14 protein-coding genes are annotated in these 22,726 nt (G+C 40.6%); 4 read left to right on the top strand and 10 right to left on the bottom strand.

Annotation, left to right across the window (positions count from 1 at the left end):
- Nucleotides 1-33: 33 nt before the first annotated feature.
- The 3 genes from G592_RS0104105 to G592_RS0104095 form a co-directional block, all read right to left on the bottom strand.
- The gene (locus tag G592_RS0104105) at nt 34-396 is read right to left on the bottom strand and encodes a hypothetical protein (protein WP_028246691.1); all 363 of its coding nucleotides are present in this window, start codon (nt 394-396) and stop codon (nt 34-36) included.
- 15 nt (nt 397-411) lie between these two features.
- Entirely contained in the window at nt 412-1,797 is a 1,386-nt protein-coding gene (locus tag G592_RS15610) for an MFS transporter (RefSeq protein ID WP_242830149.1), read from the bottom strand.
- A 227-nt stretch (nt 1,798-2,024) separates the two neighbouring features.
- Entirely contained in the window at nt 2,025-3,539 is a 1,515-nt protein-coding gene (locus tag G592_RS0104095) for an NAD-dependent epimerase/dehydratase family protein (protein ID WP_028246690.1), read from the bottom strand.
- A gap of 237 nt (nt 3,540-3,776) precedes the next feature.
- On the opposite strand from G592_RS0104095, the gene G592_RS0104090 reads away from it, so the two are divergent.
- From G592_RS0104090 to fucO, 3 genes are all read left to right on the top strand, one after another.
- The gene (locus G592_RS0104090) at nt 3,777-4,337 is read left to right on the top strand and encodes a TetR/AcrR family transcriptional regulator (protein ID WP_028246689.1); all 561 of its coding nucleotides are present in this window, start codon (nt 3,777-3,779) and stop codon (nt 4,335-4,337) included.
- Nucleotides 4,338-4,357: 20 nt separating this feature from the next.
- Complete coding sequence (locus G592_RS0104085; RefSeq protein WP_028246688.1) at nt 4,358-4,903, top strand: TetR/AcrR family transcriptional regulator; 546 nt, start codon at nt 4,358-4,360, stop codon at nt 4,901-4,903.
- 120 nt (nt 4,904-5,023) lie between these two features.
- Nucleotides 5,024-6,172 carry a lactaldehyde reductase gene (gene fucO, locus G592_RS0104080; RefSeq protein ID WP_028246687.1) on the top strand — a complete coding sequence of 383 codons (1,149 nt, stop codon included), beginning with the start codon at nt 5,024-5,026 and terminating at the stop codon, nt 6,170-6,172.
- Nucleotides 6,173-6,260: 88 nt separating this feature from the next.
- On the opposite strand, the gene G592_RS0104075 is transcribed toward fucO, so the two are convergent.
- The 5 genes from G592_RS0104075 to gltB form a co-directional block, all read right to left on the bottom strand.
- On the bottom strand, nt 6,261-8,006 hold the full coding sequence (locus G592_RS0104075; RefSeq protein WP_036951706.1) for an ammonium transporter: 1,746 nt from the start codon (nt 8,004-8,006) through the stop codon (nt 6,261-6,263).
- A gap of 77 nt (nt 8,007-8,083) precedes the next feature.
- Nucleotides 8,084-10,177 carry a glutamine synthetase III gene (locus G592_RS0104070; RefSeq protein ID WP_028246685.1) on the bottom strand — a complete coding sequence of 698 codons (2,094 nt, stop codon included), beginning with the start codon at nt 10,175-10,177 and terminating at the stop codon, nt 8,084-8,086.
- A gap of 16 nt (nt 10,178-10,193) precedes the next feature.
- Nucleotides 10,194-11,780 (bottom strand): asparagine synthase B, encoded by a 1,587-nt coding sequence (gene asnB, locus G592_RS0104065; protein WP_028246684.1) that lies wholly within the window; start codon nt 11,778-11,780, stop codon nt 10,194-10,196.
- Nucleotides 11,781-11,919: 139 nt separating this feature from the next.
- Entirely contained in the window at nt 11,920-13,416 is a 1,497-nt protein-coding gene (locus tag G592_RS0104060) for a glutamate synthase subunit beta (RefSeq protein ID WP_028246683.1), read from the bottom strand.
- 10 nt (nt 13,417-13,426) lie between these two features.
- Nucleotides 13,427-17,959 carry a glutamate synthase large subunit gene (gltB, locus tag G592_RS0104055; protein ID WP_028246682.1) on the bottom strand — a complete coding sequence of 1,511 codons (4,533 nt, stop codon included), beginning with the start codon at nt 17,957-17,959 and terminating at the stop codon, nt 13,427-13,429.
- A 269-nt stretch (nt 17,960-18,228) separates the two neighbouring features.
- On the opposite strand from gltB, the gene G592_RS15605 reads away from it, so the two are divergent.
- Nucleotides 18,229-19,224, top strand: coding sequence for a bile acid:sodium symporter family protein (locus G592_RS15605; RefSeq protein WP_051194751.1), 996 nt, complete (start codon nt 18,229-18,231; stop codon nt 19,222-19,224).
- A 101-nt stretch (nt 19,225-19,325) separates the two neighbouring features.
- On the opposite strand, the gene bglS is transcribed toward G592_RS15605, so the two are convergent.
- On the bottom strand, nt 19,326-20,594 hold the full coding sequence (bglS, locus tag G592_RS17925; RefSeq protein WP_028246681.1) for a beta-glucanase: 1,269 nt from the start codon (nt 20,592-20,594) through the stop codon (nt 19,326-19,328).
- A gap of 203 nt (nt 20,595-20,797) precedes the next feature.
- Nucleotides 20,798-22,537 (bottom strand): carboxypeptidase regulatory-like domain-containing protein, encoded by a 1,740-nt coding sequence (locus G592_RS17920; RefSeq protein WP_028246680.1) that lies wholly within the window; start codon nt 22,535-22,537, stop codon nt 20,798-20,800.
- Nucleotides 22,538-22,726 lie beyond the last annotated feature (189 nt).

The raw sequence follows: 22,726 nt of genomic DNA, 5'->3' as shown, positions 1-22,726 counted from the left end.
GATATGTGAAATATATTGTATATATGTGTTCTACTATTTTCTTCTTATCTTTCTTTCCATCTTTTCATGTATAATTGGAAGTAAAAATTCCATTTTAATAATTGCACCAATGATTGCTACTGTTGCACCAAACATAATTCCTAAAATATTGCTTGTAATTAATGAGAAAAGATAACCTACAAGAATAGAAAAAGCGCCTAAAACTACTATCAGTTTATTCTGAATAGATAAAGTCTCTCCTCTTTTCATAGCTTCTCGCGCATAGAAGATTGCTCCAATAATTTCAGTAAGCATCACAATTAAAACAAGTAAGACTTCGCTTCCTCTGCCAAAATGACAGTCCACCATCATCATGCTTACAATACCAGTCAAAATATACATGTTTCCTAATAACATAATAAAACCTCATTTCTAACAAACAGCTTCAGCGCTCTTTCGCTGAAGAATTTCTTCCTGTTCCTTTTCAATTACCTTTTCAACATCAAGATAATGTAACAATCCGGCACAGATTAAACCTGTGATTGCCTCTAATCCCACAAAGAAAAACGTAATTACGGATTGAGTGGTCCCTGACTGGACTGCCCCTATAGTAACTCCTGTAGCGCCATCGAATACTGGTGCCACATAGCCTGATAGACTAAGGCCAAGGTTTAAAACGCCTGTAGCAACACCTGCAGCGACAGTAAATACTATTGAATAAATGGACATTGCCATTCCATCACATCTAAAATGGTGCTTCCATTCTAAGTGATCTAACACATCTGCAAATAAAGCCATGAAAATATATGCAGATGGCAATGCACCTATGTTCTTAATGAATTGACCACCAAGAACTATTGGAAGACTCTTAGGAGCAATAAAACAAATTAAACTGCCAACTGCCATAAGAATAAATCCTGCCACAGTGGTATTCTTCTTACCAAACTTCTTTGCTATAGGCCACACAGCAAATAGTCCAATTCCCATAGGTAAGCCCCCTAAAATAGAGACTAATGATTGAGTGTAACCATCATTGTAAGTTCCAAGGACATAATTGCAGTAATAAACGAGAGATGTGTTTTTCAACTGAGCTGCAACTAGATTTATCGCAAAATAGGCAAAAATAATAAGGCAGTATTTATCTGAAAAGATTGCTTTTAACTGCTGTCTTCCTGTAGGCTGTTGCTTTTCTAAATCCTCTGCCTTTCCTGCATCCTCTAAAGTAATTCTCTCTCTTGTGAAGTAGTACTCTAAAACTATTAGCGGAAATGCGATAATCGAAAGTGTCGATATAGTAATTAACCACAACTTTTGATTAGCACCAATGACAGGAAGTATTACTGCTGGGAAAAATAGGGCCGCAAGAATTCCCGTCATCATAGTATTAGAGATATTATTTAATACAGATAAATTTCCTCTCTGCTCAATCTTTCTAGTAGAAAGAGGAACCATAAGGTTATGGCTCATATTAAATAAATTAAAGGCCAATCCATAAAACAAATTGAATGAGACCACCACCCAGATTGCCTGCACAGTCACATTGCTGCTTGGTACCATACAAAGCAGTATTCCACTTATGGTTATTAGCGGAGCTGACATCAAAAGCCAAGGTCTGGCTTTCCCTTCTTTAGTCTTTGTCTTATCAATCCATCTTCCAATTACAATATTTATGAATGCGCCTAACATTCTTGATACAATTGGAAAAATCGCCAAAAACAAACCCGCCCCAACCACAGTAAGATTCAATACATCCGTGTAAAAAACATTTAAGTATGAGGCAAGGACACCATTCAGAAGTAGCGCTCCTGTGGGGCCCAATAAATAGCCTAAATATTTCTCTTTTTTAGTTGTATCTTCCGAGCTAATTCTTGAAGCCAAAAAATGGCTGTCAAAAATCTTATTTACTTTAGTAACCAAAGATTATTCTCCTCGCATTGAAATAGAATTTACTTTCTTATCCATGATGTCTTTGCAAAGCTTCATTGAATCAGCAATAGCGCCTTCAATATCATCTGCCTGAACGCCAAGCTTTTCAGCGCCTTCTTCTACACCTCTAATTCATTAACAATTTTTGGATATTCCCTAAGTTCATCCTCGTCATGAAGTGGATTCCAAACCTGCGCAAAGAACTTATCTTTCTTAGCTCTGTTGCCATAATTCCAAGATTTGCGCTCGCACTCGTCGCACCAGTGGCCACCCTCTAGAATAAGTCTTGGGCTTCCAGTGAAGTGATGACCATACTGGCAGGTGAACTTAAGTGGAGTTTTCCAATCACCTGTAGTCATTTCTGTAGAGTCGCAGGTACCACCTCTAAATTCTGCAGCCCCCTTCATATCTTCGAGAGTAAGCTCTGACTCAGGCTTAGTCTCATCATAACCATGGTCAATATTTACTACTGTATCCCAATCCGTAAATCCGTTAATATCACTTACCTTGTCAGGAATTGCCTTCCATGCTTTCTTGCTGCCCCAGAATGCATCAATGTGAGCCTCATCGTTATCCTGAATCCATCTTCGTGTTCCATTCTGTCCCATCTGAAGCTTTAAGAAGGTCTTTCTAATAATCCATCCCATAAACTTCTGTCCACCAGGAAGCCTATTGATAACCTTAGCAAATGGCTTTGCAGCCCCTACTTCTTTCAGATATGCATCATAAAAATACTGCATTGAATCTGATCTAAAATGTAAATAGTCCTCTAATTTATCTGAATCCAAATAATACTGCCCATGGAAATTTCTTGTGGCATTGTACTTTGGCTCGATAACTGAATCTAATGAAGTAAAGCCCATTTCACCATACATGATTTTGTACATATCAATTGTGGCAACACGGCAGCTTTCGCCTCCACCGATGTTGTATATATGTCCCCAGAAATCCTCTGCTAAACTTCCGTCATTATCAAATGCTGCCAGGTTTCTCATGGCTCTACCGCTATCTCTATCTGAGACATACTCAAGTACGTTATCCAAGCAGTTGTGGAACTGAATAGAGTCTCTAACCTTTGCCATTGCAGTTCCCATAATTCCTGTCTGTCTAAGGCTTACCCAATATTTAAGACCAGACTCTACAACAAGACGCTCTGCCGCAACCTTAGACACTGCATAATAGTCATACATACTAGGCTTGATTGGATCACCAACTCTACCCCAATGGATAGGAGGCATTCTGTCTCCAGTTTCAGCAACAGTTCCAATAGAAACATACTTTGTAGCATCCTGCTGACCCAACTCATATAACGCATTTACGAAGTTCTTTGTAGAGCCATAATTTACTTCCATTGCCTTCTTAGGGAAGTAATCTGCAGCCGGAGAAACAAAAGCAGCTATGTGAATAATAAGGTCACAACCTCTCACAGCCTCAACTACAAATCTGTAATTTGTTAAATCACCAAGCATAATCGTTACACGCTTGTTGCCCTCAAACTCCCGTAATCTTTCCTTTGACTTGTCATTTGGTAAGTCGCAGGCAACAATCTCGTAATCACATCCATCTTCTGCCATCTGTCTGAGAGACTCATATCCCATTCCACCAGCCGCGCCGGTAACTAATACTTTTTTCATGTCATTTACCTTCTTTATTTGATGTCTAAAAATAATCCTTCCTTTTTTTGATTGCTTGTTTTTGTGAGCTCTTGACTGTATAATATAGACGCAATGTACAGTTTACAACTTGCAATATTTTTTAGAACGTATTGTTTACTACACTTTTCGACAATGTGTAGTCTTAAGAACAAGGCACTGTTGCCACGTAGCGTTAAAAATCTAAAATTTTTGTTAACATTCTTAAGGAGAAATTAAATGGCAGTCAAAAACAACAGAAGAACCTTAGTGACAAAGAGAATTTTGAAGGAATCTCTGCTTTCGCTTATGGCAGAAAAACCTATTACAAAAATTTCTATTAAAGAAATATGCGACCTTTCAGAAATGAGCCGCTCTACTTTTTACCTACACTATCAGGATCAGTTTGAACTGCTAAAAGATATTGAAAATGAAGTTTTAGATAAATCCTTTGAGGCTTTGGAAGATTTAGGAGGAGATTTTAATACTATAGAATCGGTAGAAAACTTCCTTAATTATGTAAAATCAAATAAGGAAACCTTTGGCGTGCTACTTTGCCAGTCAGATACTATCGATTTTCAAAATTCAATAATAGAAAAAATAGCAAATCACGTTAAGGAATCAGTTCCCGATTTTAATGAAATGAAATCAGATAAATACATTTTCGTTTTTATAATGAATGGTTCGTTGAATGTACTAAGAACCTGGATTATGAATGATTTTGATATGTCGATACCAGAAATGGCTTCACTCATTTTCCACTGTAATCACAATATTACTACCGCAACAACATCAGACTAAAATATTAGGTATATGAAATTATGGATATTAAATATAAATTAGCAGAAGCCATGAAGGCCTGTATGCGAACTACCTCCGTTGAAAATATTACTGTAAAACAGATAGTAGAAACTGCAGGTTGTTCAAGACAAAGCTTCTATAGAAACTTCATAGATAAATATGATTTGGTAAACTGGTACTTCGACCGTCTTCTTGAGCAATCCTTCAAGGAAATGGGTAAAGGAGAAACTATTCGAGAAGGCCTCATCAAGAAATTCCAGTACATTAAGCAGGAGAAACTGTTCTTCACCGCCGGTTTCAAGGGTGACAATCAAAATAATCTAAAAGAGCACGATTTCATTATGATTTATGAATTCTACTGTGCTATCATTCGCGAGAAAACTGGCACCCCACCTGACACTAAAACCAGAAAACTGCTAGAAATGTACTGTTGGTCTTCTATTTACATGACTGTACAGTGGCTGATGAAGGGAATGAAGGAGCCAGAAGAAGCCTTGGCAGACCTGATGATTGATGCCATGCCACCGAAGCTGCATGAACTATTTAAAGAAATTCATATTCTCTAGCATGTTACACAACTGAACATCTGTAACTTATATTCTCCATATCCTAAATGATAAAATTGTAATCAAAGGGATGTGTTAATTATTTAACACAATGTATTAATAAAAAGGAGAATAGAGAAAATGGCAAACAGAATTTCACTCAATGCCACATCATACCATGGTGCTGGCGCAATCAACGAAGTAGTGACAGAAATTAACAACAACGGATTCAAGAAGGCTTTCGTAGCTTCTGATCCTGATCTTATCAAGTTTGGTGTAACAGGAAAGGTTACCGACCTTCTTGATGCTGCAAAGATTCCTTATGAAATCTACTCAGACATCAAGCCAAACCCAACAATCGAAAATGTAAAGAATGGTGTTGAAGCGTTCAAGAAATCAGGTGCTGACTGCATCGTTGCAATCGGTGGTGGTTCTTCTATGGATACTTCAAAGGCTATCGGTATCATCATCACAAACCCAGAGTTTGAAGATGTTCGTTCACTTGAGGGCGTTGCACCTACAAAGAACCCATGCGTACCTATCATCGCTGTTCCAACTACAGCTGGTACTGCTGCTGAGGTAACAATCAATTACGTTATCACAGATGTTGAGAAGGAAAGAAAGTTCGTATGTGTTGACACACACGATATGCCAATCGTTGCTATTGTTGATTCTGAGATGATGAGCTCAATGCCTAAGGGACTTACAGCTGCAACTGGTATGGATGCTCTTACACATGCTATCGAAGGATACACAACACGTGCTGCTTGGGAAATGACAGATATGTTCCATCTTGAAGCTATCCGTCTTATCTCTTCTAACTTACGCGACGCTGTAGAAAATAAGAAGTCTGGCCGTGAAGGCATGGCTCTTGGACAGTACATTGCTGGTATGGGATTCTCAAACGTAGGTCTTGGTATTGACCACGCTATGGCTCATACACTTTCAGCTCACTATGACACACCACACGGTGTAGCTTGTGCTATGTTCCTTCCAATTTCTATGGAATTCAACCGCGAGTATACAGGAGAGAGACTTCGCGAGGTAGCTAGAGCAATGGGCGTAGAAGGTGTTGATAACATGACACAGGAAGAATATCGTGATGCCGCAATCGCTGCAGTTAAGAAACTTTCAGAGGATGTAGGAATCCCTACAACTCTTGATAAGATTAAAGAAGAAGATCTTGATACTCTTGCAACAGATGCGCTTAATGATGCATGCTATCCAGGTAACCCACGTGAGGCTACAAAGGAGCAGGTAATCGAGATGTTCCGTATGCTTATGGCATAATCATAAAAGCTTAGGGTGACGAATCACCCTAAGCTTTTTTATATTCCATCTTGCGCAATAATCTCATTTGCAATTGATTAATCTTACTTTATTCAACATCCTGAAGAGCTGCAAAATCTTCTTCTCCTGTACGAATCTTTACAACCTGTTCTACATCGTAAACGAAGATCTTTCCATCACCAATGTGACCTGTGTAAAGAACCTTCTTGGCTGTCTCAATAACATCCTTAACAGGTACCTTGCAAACTACTACGTCTACACGAATCTTAGGAAGAAGTGAAGGCTCTAAAGCAACACCTCTGTAGTACTCAGGAGCACCCTTCTGAACACCACAACCCATTACGTGAGATACTGTCATACCTGTAATACCTAGCTTAAGAAGTGCGTTCTTAAGTTTCTCAAGGTTACGCTCTTTGCAAAGGATTTCTACCTTTGTCATACGAGGACGACCAGCTGCTGTAATCTGTGATGGTGCGTACTCAACCTCGATAGCCTCCTCAGGAGTTGCAAGACCAGCTGCCTCAAGAGTCTCTGTAATAAGACTTGCTGTCTCCTCATCGTACTCATCTGAATCAAAGTCATCATCAAGCATGTTAAATCCTGAGTATGCTGATGGAAGACCATGCTCTGTTCTGTCAAGACCAACGATTTCCTCTTCTGCTGAAGCACGAAGACCGATAACTGCTTTAATAACTGAGAATGTAATTGTGATTGTTACTGCTGCCCATGCACCTACTGTAACAACACCGAGTAACTGTATACCTAATAATTTAAATCCGCCCCCATAGAAAAGACCTGAAAGCTCACTTGCTGGAGCGCTAGTTGTTGCAAAAAGACCAACTGCAATTGTGCCCCAGATACCGTTCATCATATGAACAGCTACGGCACCTACTGGATCATCAACGTGAAGCTTGTAATCAAGAAGCCATACACCAAATACTACAAGGAAACCAGAAACAACACCGATTACAATTGCGCCAAATGCATCTGTTACATCACAAGGAGCTGTAATGGCTACAAGACCTGCAAGTGAAGCGTTAAGTGACATAGAAACATCAGGTTTACCAAACTTGAGCCATGTAAATGTCATTGTTGTTACTGTAGCAACTGCAGGCGCAATTGTTGTTGTAACAAAGATTGAAGCAAGCTGCTCTAATGATGTTGCTGCAGCACCGTTAAATCCGTACCAACCAAGCCAAAGGATAAATACACCAAGGGCTCCAAGAGCGATGTTGTGACCAGGGAAAGCATTTACCTTTGTAATCTTACCATTTCTATCGTGACTAAATTTACCAATACGTGGTCCAAGGATTTTTGCACCTATAAGAGCACAGATACCACCTACCATGTGGATTGCACAGCTACCTGCAAAATCGTGGAAACCAATCTGAGCTAACCAGCCGCCACCCCAGATCCAATGTGCTTCGATTGGATATATAACAAGTGAGATAACACCTGAATATACACAGTAGCTAACGAACTTTGTACGCTCAGCCATAGCTCCTGAAACAATTGTTGCTGTTGTAGCACAGAACACAAGGTTAAATACAAAATTGCTCCAGTCAAAGCTTGCATAATCAGTGAAGATTCCAAGTGTTGGTCTTCCTACTAAACCAAAGAGACAATCTTCTCCAAACATAAGTCCAAAGCCTAAGAAAATAAACATTACAGTACCGATACAGAAATCCATTAAGTTTTTCATAATGATATTTCCTGTGTTTTTTGCTCTGGTAAAACCGGCCTCGACCATCGCAAAACCTGCCTGCATCCAGAAAACCAATGCGGCACCTATCAGGAACCACACACCAAATAAAATGCTAGTATACTCTTCCATAATACTTTCCTCCTAAATCATATATTTAAAATGGGGCACAGTCTGGTATCTCCAAACTGTGCCCCATTGCACCCTAATTATTTAACTGAATATAAGATTTCTCCATATGTTGGATATGGCCAGATGTCACTTGGTACTACTGTCTCAAGCTCATCTACAACCTCTCTAAGGTCATTCATGTCTGCAAAGATTACATCATGATGGAACTTAGCAAGCTCATATGTATCAGTAAGCTTCTTACCTTTCTCGATATCTTTCTCAAGCTTCTCAAGCTTCTTATCCATATCTGTTGTAAGCTTGGCAGCTCTCTCAAGATGCTTCTTCTCAACTGATGAATCAATCTTAAGACCTGTTGCAGCCTTTGCATTAAGTGTTTCAGCAAGTGTGTACTGATAATCAGAAGCTGCTGCCATGATATCCTTCTTAACCATTGAGTCAAATGTAAGAGCCTCGATGTCGATTACCTTGTAGTAGTTCTCAAGCTGGATATCGTAACGGCTTAAGATTTCCTGCTCCGTAAATACGTTATGCTTTGTAAATACTTCAATTGACTTCTTATCTACAAATGCTGGAAGGGCATCTACTGTAGACTTGAGATTCTTAAGACCTCTCTTTTCAGCTTCCTTTACCCACTCCTCTGAGTAACCATTTCCATTGAAGATGATTCTCTTGTGAGCTGTAAGCTCTCTCTTAATAAGTTTATCAAGAGCCTTGTCAAAATCTTTTGCCTTAGCAAGCTCATCTGCAAACTTATCAAGTTCTTCAGCTACGATTGTATTTAAGATTACGTTTGGTCCAGAGATAGATGCTGATGAACCAAGGGATCTAAACTCGAACTTGTTACCAGTGAATGCAAATGGTGATGTTCTATTTCTATCTGTTGTATCCTGTGAAATGCTTGGGATTACTGCAGCACCGATTGACATCTTTTTCTTCTTGATATCTGCATAATCCTTACCATCGATAATAGACTCTACAATTGCCTCAAGCTCATCACCAATGAACATTGAGATGATTGCAGGTGGTGCCTCATTTGCGCCAAGTCTGTGATCATTTCCAGCAGAAGCAACAGATACTCGGAGTAACTCCTGATATTCATCAACAGCTTTGATCACGGCTGTGAGGAATAATAAGAACTGAGCATTCTGGGAAGGAGTAGCGCCAGGTTCTAACAGGTTTACTCCGGTATCAGTTGATATAGACCAGTTGTTGTGCTTACCAGAACCATTAACACCAGCAAAAGGCTTCTCATGGAGGAGACATGTCATGCCATGTCTACCAGCAACTACTTTCATCATTTCCATGGTGAGTTGGTTATGATCTGTAGCTATATTAGTGGTTGAGAAAACTGGTGCAAGTTCGTGCTGTGCAGGAGCAACCTCGTTGTGCTTTGTCTTTGCGAGAACTCCCAGCTTCCACAACTCCTCGTCTAACTCTTTCATGAAAGCCGATACTCTAGGCTTGATTGTTCCAAAATAGTGATCCTCAAGCTCCTGTCCCTTTGGAGGCTTTGCTCCGAAAAGTGTACGGCCTGTGTAAATTAAATCTGGACGCTTATTGTACATCTCAGAATCAATAAGGAAATATTCCTGCTCTGGACCTACTGTTGTAATAACTCTCTTTACATCTTCGTGTCCGAAAAGCTTAAGTACTCTGACAGCTGACTTATCAAGAGCCTCCATAGATCTAAGAAGTGGAGTCTTCTTATCAAGTGCCTCGCCTGAGTATGAACAGAAAGCTGTTGGGATGCAAAGTGTATCATCCTTGATGAATACATAACTTGTTGGATCCCATGCTGTATAACCTCTAGCTTCGAATGTAGCTCTAAGTCCACCTGAAGGGAATGAAGATGCATCAGGCTCGCCCTTAATAAGCTCCTTGCCTGAGAAAGTCATAATAACTTTTCCACCTTCTTCTGGCTGAATGAATGAATCGTGCTTCTCAGCTGTTACACCAGTCATTGGCTGGAACCAATGTGTGAAGTGTGTTGCACCAAGCTCAATAGCCCATTCCTTCATAGCATGTGCAATTACATTTGCAAGCTCTCTATCAAGTGGTCTGCCTTCCTCTACTGTGTTTCTAAGTGCCTTGTAGGCATCCTTTGGAAGACGTTCCTTCATTGTCTCATCATTGAAAACTTTGCTTCCAAAAATTTCTGTTACCTTGCTCATATCATTATTCCTCCTTTTAAATTCCACTAGCTCCATAATTACTTAATACTCTTGCCGAAGGATCGTTGACGTTACATCCTTCCCAATTTTTATTAGGCATCCAGAAGTCCACAATCATTTCTGCCTGACCTGGATAATACTTTTCAAATAAATCTCTATAAAGGAGAGATTCCTTTGTGAATGGTGCTCTGTATTCGTATTTACGTTTTGCATTCTCGAGGTCTTCATCTGAATAAATACTGTTTGCATACTCCTTTAAGTAATAAACCATTGAATGTCCAACTGCGTCGGAAAATGCCGCCTTCTCTCTGAAGAGAATGTCGTAAGGCAAGTATTCGTCTCCCTCGAATGCATGCCTTAATAAATATTTTCCTTTGTTATACTTATTCATTTTTATTTCAGGATTAATGCTCATAACATAATCCACAAAGGCTAAATCTCCAAATGGAACTCTTGCTTCCATTGAGTGAACTGAGATACATCTGTCAGCTCTAAGTACATCGTACATGTAAAGCTCTCTCAGTCTCTTCTCTGCTTCCAGCTGAAACTCTTCAGCATTTGGAGCAAAGTCAGTATATTTATATCCGAAAATCTCATCTGAAATCTCACCGGTAAGAAGTACTCTCACATCTGGGAACTCTTTTTTGATTCCTTTACAAATCAAATACATTCCCATGCTTGCTCTGATTGTTGTGATATCGTATGTTCCAAGAGCAGCAACAACTTCTTCTAAGGATTCAAGAACGATGTCCTTGTTGATGATAATTTCGTGATGCTCACTTCCAATGTAATCAGCAACTTCTTTTGCATATTTAAGATCAATTGCATCCTCGTTCATTCCGATTGCAAAAGTCTTAATTGGCCTATCCATCATCTTCTGTGCCACTGCACAAACAAGCGAAGAATCAAGTCCACCTGAAAGAAGGAAACCAACTGGTGCATCTGCATCAAGTCTCTTCTCAATACCTGCAACAAGAAGTTCTTTTATCTTGGCTGCCGCTTCCTCTACACCATCCTTGCTGTAAGGCTTGCGCTCAGCCAAATCTCTGTAGCAAATGAACTGACCACCCTTGTAGTAATGTCCCGGTGGGAATGGCTTGACATCATCTGTAAGACCTATTAAGTTCTTTGCCTCAGAAGCAAACATAATTGAACCAGCTTTATCGTATCCATAGAACAGAGGTCTGATTCCGATTGGATCTCTTGCTGCCACCAAATCGTCTGTCTCTTTGTCGTAAATGACCATTGCAAATTCTGCATCCAGCTTTTTGAACATCTCCGTTCCGTATTTGCGATACATCGGTAAGATGATTTCGCAATCGCTGTCACTTAAGAACTTGTAGCCTTCTGCTTTCAGCTCTTCTCTGACTGGTTTGAATCCGTATAGCTCACCATTGCAGATTACATAATTGCCATTCAGTTCAAAGGGCTGCATTCCTGCCTCTGTAAGGCCCATAATTGACAATCTTTGGAATCCCAGGACCGAATCGTTTATGCGTATCACCTTTTGCATATCTGGTCCTCTAGACACTGTTTTAGAGAATGCCGCTTCGAAATCTTTCATGTCGACGTGGCATTTGCTTAAAGCCATAATTGAACACATATAAATCACCTTCCCAGTATGAAACAAAAAAGGCGCCGTGAGAAACACATTAAGTGTTTCTCACGACGCCTTTGTCGTTCCACTGATTTTTATTGATTTGAATAATAAAACTTTGACAATTCGTTGTCAACAACTTTTTTTATAAATTTGAATATCCCATAAGATATTCATCTACTTCACGGGCACAATCACGGCCCTGACGAATGGCCTTTACAACCAGAGACTGGCCTGTATGCATATCTCCAGCAGTAAAGACTTTCTTCACATTTGTGGCGAAAGAATTCGCATTTACGGATGCAACGTTAGTACGTCCATCTACCTCTACCTTAAATGCCTTTGTAACATAATCCTGTGAACCAAGGAAGCCTGCTGCAATAAGACAAAGCTGGCATGGCACTTCCTTCTCAGTACCCTCTACAGGCACCATCATCTTACGTCCAGTCTTCTTATCCACCTGTGACTCTAAGGATACTAAAACTGCAGACTTAAGGTTACCATTCTTGTCAGTCTTAAATTCCTTTACAGTTGTTGTGTAGATACGTGGATCGTGGCCAAACTTGGCAATAGCCTCCTGCTGGCCATAATCTGTCTTGCACACAAGTGGCCACTGTGGCCATGGATTAGTCTCAGCTCTCTCATCTGGAGCCTTTGGCATCATCTCAAGCTGTGTTACAGACTTGCAGCCATGGCGAATAGCTGTACCAACACAGTCATTTCCTGTATCACCACCACCGATAATGATTACATCCTTACCCTTGGCAGAGATATACTCACCATCCACAAGCTGCATATTGTTTGCCCAGAGGCACTTTGTAGTTGAAGTAAGGAAATCCACAGCAAAATGTATTCCCTTAGCCTCCTTACGGCCTGTTGCTGCTATATCACGAGGGTTAGAAGAACCACAGCAAAGGATTACAGCATCATACTTTGATACTACATCACCAGCCTTAACATTCTCACCTACATTCGCATTTACGATAAAGCTGATGCCCTCCTGCTCCATTACCTTTACCTTGCGGTCGATAATCTGTTTCTCAAGCTTCATGTTAGGGATACCATAGCGAAGTAATCCACCAACCTTGTCATTACGCTCATATACAGTGACACTGTGGCCACGTCTGTTAAGCTGATCTGCGACAGCAAGTCCTGCAGGGCCAGAACCGATTACAGCTACACTCTTTCCAGTACGAACCTTTGGTGGCTTTGCATCTGCAAGACCATTGGCATATGCATACTCGATAATAGCCATCTCATTTTCCTTTGTAGAGACAGCATCACCGTTAAGTCCGCAGGTACATGCCTTCTCACAAAGAGCAGGACATACTCTGCAGGTAAACTCTGGGAAATTGCTTGTCTTGTGAAGGCGTCTGTATGCCATCTCATAATTTCCCTGATATACTAAATCATTCCACTCAGGGATCAGGTTGTTAAGAGGACAGCCTGAAGTCATCCCCTTAATTGTCATACCTGCCTGGCAAAATGGAACACCGCACTCCATGCAGCGAGCAGCCTGTTTCTGCTGCTCCTCCTTTGGAAGTGGTGTGTGAAATTCATTAAAATTCTTGATTCGCTGAAGAGGACTTACTGCAGAAGCCTCTTTACGCTCATATTCTAAAAATCCTGTTGGCTTTCCCATGATAATCCTCCTATCTGCACAGTAAATTAAAGGCTTCGATTTGTGCCTGCTCTGATGATAAGCCCTTCTCCTCCATCTGGACGATAGTCTGCATCATCTTCTTGTAATCAAATGGCACAATTCTCTTGAACTTAGGAAGATATTTGCTGAAGTTTTCATATACTTCCTTACCCTTTACAGAACCTGTTGCCTTAACATGCTCTTTGATAATTTCCTTAAGTTCCAATACGTCATATTTATCTGTTACAGTCTCCAAGCTTACCATGGACTTATTAAGTCTCTTGTAAAGTGTAGCATCCTCATCGAGAACGTATGCAATACCGCCTGACATACCAGCAGCAAAGTTTTTTCCTGTTGTGCCAAGAACTACTACACGACCACCTGTCATGTACTCACAACCGTGATCACCACATCCCTCTACTACAGCTGTTGCTCCGGAATTACGAACTGCAAAACGCTCACCGGCAACACCGTTGATGAATGCCTTGCCGCTTGTGGCACCATAAAGTGCTACATTACCAATGATGATATTCTCATCCTGCTTGTAGGTAGCTTCCTTTGATGGATAAACCACCAGCTTTCCACCTGAAAGTCCCTTACCGAAGTAGTCGTTAGAGTCACCTTCAAGCTCAAGTGTAAGTCCCTTTGGGATAAATGCACCGAAGGACTGACCGCCTGCACCGTGGCAGTTAACCTTGTATGTATCCTCCTCAAGGCTCTCACCAAAGTGACGTGTAAGCTCTGCACCAAGAAGTGTTCCAAGGCTTCGGTCTGTATTTGAAATATCTACAGAAAGCTCTCCTGGCTTTCCTGACTTAATAGCGCTAGAGAGCTTCTTAAGAAGAATCTTCTCATCAACAGTCTTCTCAAGCTCAAAGTTATATACATTCTTGTTCTCGTAAGAAATCTTCTCTCCCTCAAATGGGTTGTTAAGGACTGCAGACATATCTACCTTGCCATAAGCACCATTCTTGCAGTTGTCCTTAACTTTAAGTAAATCTGTACGTCCGCAAAGCTCATCTACAGTCTTGCAGCCAAGCTGTGCCATGTACTCACGAAGCTCCTGAGCAATAAAGCGCATGAAGTTTACAACGTACTCTGGCTTACCAGCAAAACGCTTTCTAAGCTCTGGGTTCTGTGTAGCCACACCTACTGGACATGTATCAAGGTTGCAGACACGCATCATCACACATCCCATAGTTACAAGTGGAGCTGTTGCAAAACCAAACTCCTCTGCACCAAGTGCACATGCGATAGCTACGTCCCTACCACTCATAAGTTTTCCATCTGTCTCAATGACAACCTTGTTTCTAAGGCCATTCATCATAAGTGTCTGATGAGCCTCAGCAAGACCAAGCTCCCATGGAAGACCTGCGTTGTGGATAGATGACTTAGGAGCTGCACCTGTACCACCGTCGTATCCTGAAATAAGAATTACCTGTGCACCTGCCTTTGCTACACCGGAAGCGATAGTACCAACACCTGCTTCTGATACAAGCTTTACAGAAATGCGGGCATCCTTATTTGCATTTTTCAAATCATAGATAAGCTCAGCCAAATCCTCGATTGAATAAATATCGTGATGAGGTGGTGGCGAAATAAGAGCTACACCTGGAGTAGAAAGACGAGTCTTTGCAATCCAAGGGTAAACTTTCTTTCCTGGAAGATGTCCACCTTCACCAGGCTTTGCACCCTGAGCCATCTTAATCTGGATTTCCTTGGCACTTACGAGGTACTTACTTGTAACACCAAATCTACCAGAGGCAACCTGCTTGATTGCAGAGCAACGGTTTAATCCATCTGGACCAATCTCATATCTCTCATCTTCCTCACCACCTTCACCGGAATTTGACTTTCCGTGAAGCATGTTCATGGCGATGGCCATTGTCTCGTGAGCTTCCTTTGAGATAGAACCGTAACTCATGGCACCAGTCTTGAATCTCTTAACGATAGAATCTACAGACTCTACCTCATCAATGCTGATAGCCTTCTTAGGATAATTGAAATCAATAAGACCACGAAGGTTTCTGATATTATCCTCCTCATTTACAAGAGCAGTGTACTCCTTAAATGTATTGTAATCTCCTGTTCTTGTTGAAAGCTGAAGGAGATGGATTGTAGCTGGATTGTAAAGATGTTCCTCAGCACCTGAGCGCATCTTATGTTGACCTCTTGAATCAAGAGTCTCATCTACATCTAAATCAAGTGGATCAAAGGCATGTGAATGCTGCATGTCTACCTGATCCTGAATATCCTTTAAAGTGATTCCACCAATTCGGCTGATAGTTCCTGTAAAGTACTTGTCAATAACATCAGAGCTGATACCGATAGCCTCGAAAATCTTTGCACCCTGATATGACTGTACTGTAGAGATACCCATCTTTGATGCAATCTTGATAATGCCGGAAATAACTGCCTCGTTATATGCATCAATTGCTGCGTGAACATCCTTCTGAAGCTGACCCTTCTGGATAAGCTCAGCGATAGTCTCCTGTGCAAGGTATGGGTTGATTGCAGACGCACCATAACCTAAAAGTGTTGCAAAGTGATGTACCTCTCTTGGCTCACCTGACTCCAAGATAACTGAAAGGCTTGTACGCTTCTTTGTCTGAACCAAATGGCGCTGTACAGCAGCAACAGCAAGAAGTGATGGAATGGCAACATGATTTTCATCCACACCTCTGTCCGAAAGGATGATGATATTTGCACCCTCTCTGTTTACTCTGTCTACCTCTACGAAGAGATGCTCGATAGCCTTCTCAAGAGAAGTGTTCTTATAGTAAATGATAGGTACTGTCTCAGCCTTAAGACCTGGCACCTTCATAGACTTAATCTTCATTAAATCTGTTGTAGTAAGGATTGGGTTATTAATCTGGAGCATGTTGCAGTTCTCTTCCTTTTCCTCAAGGACATTTCCTGCTGTTCCAAGATAAATAGTTGTAGCTGTGACAATCTCCTCACGAATAGAATCGATTGGTGGATTTGTTACCTGCGCAAAAAGCTGCTTAAAGTAATTGAATAATGGCTGATGATGCTTTGATAAAACAGCAAGTGGTACATCGATACCCATTGCTCCTGTATTCTCACCACCATTTAACGCCATAGGAAGGATTGAATCCTTTATCTCCTCATATGAATATCCAAATGCCTTCTGAAGCTTATCTCTCTCAGCCTGACTGTAAACAGGTACAGACTCATTAGGAATCTTAATATCTGCAAGGTGAGCAAGATTTGCATCAAGCCACTGGCCGTATGGCTGACGGGCTGCAAATGTAGCCTTAAGCTCATCATCTGCAATAAGTCTTCCCTCTACTGTATCAACCAGAAGCATCTTGCCTGGCTTTAATCTATCCTTTGCCTTGATTCTGCTCTCCTCGATTGGAAGTACACCAACCTCTGAAGAAAGAATAAGGTAATCATCATTTGTAATGTAGTATCTTGATGGACGAAGACCGTTTCTATCAAGAACGGCACCCATAATATCACCATCAGAGAAAAGAATTGATGCAGGACCATCCCATGGCTCCATCATTGTAGAATAATACTGATAGAAGTCACGACGAGCCTGCTCCATAGCCTTGTTCTTTACCCATGGCTCTGGAATTGTAATCATAACGGCAAGTGGTAATGGCATGCCATTCATTACAAGGAACTCCAATGCGTTATCAAGCATGGCTGAATCTGAGCCTGCCTGATTGCATACTGGAGTAATCTTTGTCATCTCAGATTCAAGAACCTGAGATACCATTGTCTCCTCACGGGAAAGCATTTTGTCTGCATTACCCTTTATTGTGTTAATCTCACCATTATGCACAATAAAACGGTTTGGATGAGCACGCTCCCATGATGGATTTGTGTTAGTAGAAAATCTTGAGTGAACTGTAGCGATAGCTGACTCATAATCAGGATCCTGAAGATCCTCGAAGAAAAGTCTAAGCTGGTCTACTAAGAACATTCCTTTAAATACAATAGTTCTGCTAGAAAGAGATGCTACATATGTGTCCTCAGCAGTCTGCTCAAATACACGACGTGCCACGTAAAGCTTTCTATCAAAATCAAGTCCCTTTTTACAGTCTTCTGGCTTCTTAATAAAGCCCTGCATAATATGAGGCATGCACTCCACTGCAAGCTTACCAAGAATTTCAGCCTTAGTTGGAACCTCTCTCCAACCTAAGAACTCCAAGCCTTCTTTTTCAGCAATGATCTCGAACATCTTCATGGCCTGTTTTCTCTTCAGCTCATCCTGAGGGAAGAAAAACATACCAACTCCGTATTCTCTCTCATCACCGATGGCAATACCTAAAGACTTACAAGCCTTCTTGAAAAACTTGTGAGAAATCTGAAGTAAAATACCTACGCCATCACCTGTTTCTCCAGCTGCATCCTTACCTGCTCTGTGCTCAAGATTCTCTACAATCTTCAAAGCATCTGATACAGTCTGATGAGTCTTGATTCCTTTGATGGAAACTACGGCACCGATACCGCAATTGTCATGCTCAAAGGCAGGATTGTATAATCCCATCTGCTGATTGTCATTATCCATGTCTGCTACTCCTTCCACATTTTACATAACAAAAAAGACGCCTAAAGAAGTACCCACTTTGGGTATTTCTTTAGACGCCTTTGTCTTGTGCAAAACTATACAACTTTTAGTATTTTTATGCAAGGGTATTTTTTCAAAAATTGTGTATTTTCAGGTTTCAAACAGTCCAAAAACCCTTGAAAAATGAGGAATTAAGTGATATTGTGATTTAAAGCGATATTACTTTAAAGTGCTAAATTCATATTTCAGAAAGGACGGTTTTTAAAGTTATGAAAAAAATCAGTAGTTTCATCGGTAAGTACATGGCAATCATTGTACTTGTAGTTGCAGCATTGGCTTTGTTCAAGCCTGCCACTTGTCTTTGGATTCAGACTAGCTGGATTAATTATCTTCTTATGATAGTTATGTTCGGAATGGGTCTTACTATTAAGCCTGAAGATTTTGTAACAGTCTTCACTCGTCCAAAGGATATTTTAATTGGCTGCCTTGCACAGTTTACTATCATGCCAATTCTTGCTTTCCTTCTTGGAAAGGCATTTGGTCTTGAAGCAGGACTTTTAGCAGGTGTAATTCTCGTTGGTACATGCCCTGGCGGTACATCAAGTAACGTAATTACGTATCTTAGTGAAGGTGATGTTGCTTTATCAGTAGGAATGACAAGTGTAAATACTCTTCTCGCTCCACTTCTTACACCAGTTATTACATATTTATTCCTTCGCACAACAGTATCTGTCGATGTGCTTGCAATGTTTATTTCTATTATAAAGGTAGTAATCGTACCTATCGCACTTGGATTTGTTATCAATCACTTCTTTGGAAAATACACAGCAAAGGTAAAGGAAGCACTTCCACTTGTATCTGTTTTTGCAATCACAATGATTGTAGCTGCTGTTGTTTCTCACAACTCAGAGCAGATTCTTACAACTGGTGCAATTATCTTCCTTGTTGTAATCCTTCACAATCTTCTTGGTTATGGCTGCGGATTATTACTTGGCAAGTTATTAAAGCTTCCTCTTTCAAAGAAGAAGGCTCTTTCAGTAGAAATCGGTATGCAAAACTCAGGTCTTGCTACTTCACTTGCAGCTTCAGCTTTTCCTGATCTTGCAATGGCTACAGTACCTGGAGCAATCTTCTCTGTATGGCACAACATCTCAGGCGCATTACTTGCAAATGTTTACCGCAGAATGACTGAGGACAAAGATCAGAATGTTAAGATAAATGCTTCTACTGACGTTGAAGCAGAAGAAAAAAGTAATTTAGCATAATCAGTTCTAACTTCCTTATATTAAAGATTTAAACTCTCAGCAAAACAGCCAGATATCAAATTGATATCTGGCTGTTTTCTCATTTTCTTCCTATATATATATTAATTTGCTACATCTATCCACCAGCGCTCGTAATTGCTGCCTGCATCTTTGTACTGCTCTACATTTGCATTGGCATCATTACTTCCATAGGCGATATTTAAACACTTTCCGCTATTGTGATTAATTATCTTATAGGTGTTGTTTTCTGCAGGATAGATTTCCCACTTCTGATTATTTCCGCCATAGTAATCCCACTGGTTTACATTGGCTCCGTCCCATGTAGCTGAATTGTCTACTGTAAGAACCTTGCCTGTAGAAGCTGACTTTATAATATAGTAATCTCCCTCTTTTACAAAATACCACTTCTGATTTGCATTGCCTCTAAATGGATACTGTAATACGTTAGTTCCATTTGCATTTCTGTTTCCCTGCACATCAAGAGAATGTGTGCTTCCGTAATTGATAATCTTATAAGCCTTTGAAGAATCAAACATTGCTGAAGATGTATTTCCAGTGGATGGATTCTGAGGTGCTGGATTATAAGATGGCTGGTTGTTTGACGACTGATTGTTTGATGACTGAGAAGAACCAGAGCCGCTCACAGGTGCATCATATGAAGCCCAGTCATAATATGCACTGATATTAGTTCTTCCATCGTATGGCTTAAGCCAGTTATCTACTCCTGTACCTGGCCATACATTCATCATAATCTTTCCTGGTGTATCAGGAATATTGCTTGTAGCTGTGTATACTGCCTTGCCATCTACATACCATGTAATTCCACCGTTATACCAGTTGAATCCATATGTATGGAAACTTTGAGATGCGTCAAATCCTAAATTATAAAGGTACTCATGATTTCCCTGTCCATTTGTATAATAGTTGAACTGTACTTTTGTTGTGTCATATCCAAGGAACTCGATATCAATCTCATCCCACTTTGTTCCGTCAGACTCACCAGTGTAAGTAAAGAATGAAGAAACAACTCCTGAATTCTTAATAGGCTTCATGTTTACCTGGTACATACCATATCCAAAGTAATCTCTGGTACGGTATTCTCCCCCAGTAAAACCGCCCCAGTTTCCGCCAATGGTCAGCTTCATCTTTCCATTCTCGAAACCTACATTGTTTGGTGACCATGTACAATTGAACATTCCCCCGTTGGACCAGCTTGACATTTCATACTTACCAGAATCATGGTAATCAAAATCCATGCCAAAGTGTGTGCCTGTCCAGGCATTTGCTGCATTTACATTACCCACATTTAAAAAGCAGCCTGACAGCGTCAGAAAAGACGCAAGAACCATTGATAAAACTTTTCTTTTCATTGATATTACCTCCTCTTAAAAAGGATATTACCCTATTCTTGAAAAGTGAGGATATAAAAATCATGCAATAAATATCAAATTTATGAATAAAATTTTAAAAAATATTTACAAAGCCATAACACACCTATAAAAAAAGCCCGGCGCCAATATTTCTATTGGTGCCAGGCATTCTTATTGTAACCCTACACTAAATATTACAATGATTATTCAGCTTCTGCCTCTGTGTCCTCAGACTCTGTCTCTGCAGATTCCTCAGTCTCCTCAGCTTCTGCTTCTGTTGCTTCAGTTGTCTCTGTAGCCTCTGTCTCAGCTGGCTCAGACTCTTCTGTCTCAGAAGACTCTGTTTCGTCAGTTGTGTCAGTTGGCTCAGATTCTGTTGCGCTACCGTTTGTTGCATATTCTGTGTCAGGCTCTGCCTCGATAACGTCTTTTACGATAATCTGTCCATCTGTGAGTGCAAATACATTCCAATACCTTCCCTCACCTACAGAAGGGGCATTGAATGTTCTAACAAGAGTTGTTCCCTTGTATACTTCTACCTTAGCGCCTGATGTTGCGATAGTGCCATCACCAGCGTAAAGGTGTACGTAATAGTAGTATGGTGAGTCAAGCTCTGCATCAAGTGTAACAGTCTCTGGACCGTAGCTTGTTGTATCATCTACATCAAGCTTGCAAGCCTCTTCTTCACCATCCATCTGTGTCTTGTGTGAGTAGTAAACATGGTAAGTTTCACCATTTGAAAGGTTTCCTACTAAGTGTGAGTCTAAGTCACGTGGATCCTCACCCCAAGTTAAAACCATTCTATATAACTCATCCTCATCGTTTTCTGAAACGATTGGTGTGATTGAGCCATTCTGGTTTGCTGTTGTTCCCTGCTGAACAATGATGTTGATTGAACCGCTGATATAGCCTTCCTTCTCGATTGACATGCAATAGTTACCGATTGGAAGCTCAACTGAGTAATCACCATTGTCTGCTGTAGTAGCTGTTGCTACGATATCGCCACTTTCAACATTGTTTGAACCTCTACGAACCTTAAGTGTTGCGCCTGCAACGCCACGTCCTGTAAGAGCATCTGTAATGTTACCTGAAGCAATACCATTCTCTTCAGCTTCGCTTGCAATCAAATAAACAACTGCAAGATTTAATGTCTCGTTTGGACGAACTACTGCGTTGTCTACGTGGTTAACTTCGAAGCCTTCTGCGCTAATCTCTGCTGAGTACTGATCTGCTGGAAGAACCATGTTAAATCTTCCTTCGCTGTCAGTTACAACATTCCATGTTTCGCCATCAGTGTTCTTAATAACTACTGAAGCGTTCTCTACTGGTGTAGTTCTGTCTGAAGCTAAACGAACTGTTCCAGCAAGTGTACCATTCTCAACAACTACAGGTGTTGGTGTTGGTTCTGGAGTAGGTGTTGGTGTTGGTACTGGTGTTGGTGTTGGAGTTGGCTCCGGTGTAGGTGTTGGAGTTGGCTCCGGTGTAGGTGTTGGTGTTGGCTGAGCAACAACTGTCTGCTGTGTAGCTGGTGCTGCTGGGGCTGACTGCTGTGCTGCAGGTGCTGCTACTGGGATATTAGCTGCAACAACGATGTTTTCTTCTTCTGTAACTACTGGTGCCTCAACTACTGGAGCAACTGTAGTGTTTGTTGCTGGCTTCTTAGCAGCCTTGATAGTATTATTAGAAGCTTCCTCTGTTGTCTCTTCCTCGTCTGTCTCTTCTTCTGTAGCTTCCTCTGATGACTCCTCCTCTACTTCCTCAGAATCATCTTCTTCCAGATCGCTAGTCTGAACTGTCTCCTCTGACTCCATCTCAACATTAGAATCAGCGACTTCGGATTTTCTATCGCCGCTTACGTAGAAAAATCCAACCAAAAGAAGTAATAAGATAACAATAATAGTTACTATTACCTTTCCTGGCTTTGAGTTTAGAATTTTTTTCATTCCACACTCTCTCCTTTTTTCATAATTCTCCTCATAATTACTATACCCAACCCACACGTTACAGAAGTTTATCATATTAGTTACAAAAATGTTATACAAAATAACATATTATTCTTTGTGACAATTCATGGGATTTATACCATTACAATTTTTCAGTATGTATAAAAAAGACCCGACACCAATAATTAA

The organism is Pseudobutyrivibrio ruminis CF1b (genome assembly GCF_000424005.1).
GTDB lineage: Bacteria > Bacillota > Clostridia > Lachnospirales > Lachnospiraceae > Pseudobutyrivibrio > Pseudobutyrivibrio ruminis_C.
Note: the sequence above shows the minus strand (reverse complement) of the source record. Positions and strands in the feature narration are given on the sequence as shown.

What these genes read in the sequence shown, in the direction of transcription:
- G592_RS0104105 (WP_028246691.1), bottom strand. Translation starts at nt 396, where the DNA reads ATGTTATTAGGAAACATGTATATTTTGACTGGTATTGTAAGCATGATG.
- G592_RS0104095 (WP_028246690.1), bottom strand. Translation starts at nt 3,539, where the DNA reads ATGAAAAAAGTATTAGTTACCGGCGCGGCTGGTGGAATGGGATATGAG.
- G592_RS0104090 (WP_028246689.1), top strand. Translation starts at nt 3,777, where the DNA reads ATGGCAGTCAAAAACAACAGAAGAACCTTAGTGACAAAGAGAATTTTG.
- G592_RS0104085 (WP_028246688.1), top strand. Translation starts at nt 4,358, where the DNA reads ATGGATATTAAATATAAATTAGCAGAAGCCATGAAGGCCTGTATGCGA.
- fucO (WP_028246687.1), top strand. Translation starts at nt 5,024, where the DNA reads ATGGCAAACAGAATTTCACTCAATGCCACATCATACCATGGTGCTGGC.
- G592_RS0104075 (WP_036951706.1), bottom strand. Translation starts at nt 8,006, where the DNA reads ATGGAAGAGTATACTAGCATTTTATTTGGTGTGTGGTTCCTGATAGGT.
- G592_RS0104070 (WP_028246685.1), bottom strand. Translation starts at nt 10,177, where the DNA reads ATGAGCAAGGTAACAGAAATTTTTGGAAGCAAAGTTTTCAATGATGAG.
- asnB (WP_028246684.1), bottom strand. Translation starts at nt 11,780, where the DNA reads ATGTGTTCAATTATGGCTTTAAGCAAATGCCACGTCGACATGAAAGAT.
- G592_RS0104060 (WP_028246683.1), bottom strand. Translation starts at nt 13,416, where the DNA reads ATGGGAAAGCCAACAGGATTTTTAGAATATGAGCGTAAAGAGGCTTCT.
- gltB (WP_028246682.1), bottom strand. Translation starts at nt 17,959, where the DNA reads ATGGATAATGACAATCAGCAGATGGGATTATACAATCCTGCCTTTGAG.
- G592_RS15605 (WP_051194751.1), top strand. Translation starts at nt 18,229, where the DNA reads ATGAAAAAAATCAGTAGTTTCATCGGTAAGTACATGGCAATCATTGTA.
- bglS (WP_028246681.1), bottom strand. Translation starts at nt 20,594, where the DNA reads ATGAAAAGAAAAGTTTTATCAATGGTTCTTGCGTCTTTTCTGACGCTG.
- G592_RS17920 (WP_028246680.1), bottom strand. Translation starts at nt 22,537, where the DNA reads ATGAAAAAAATTCTAAACTCAAAGCCAGGAAAGGTAATAGTAACTATT.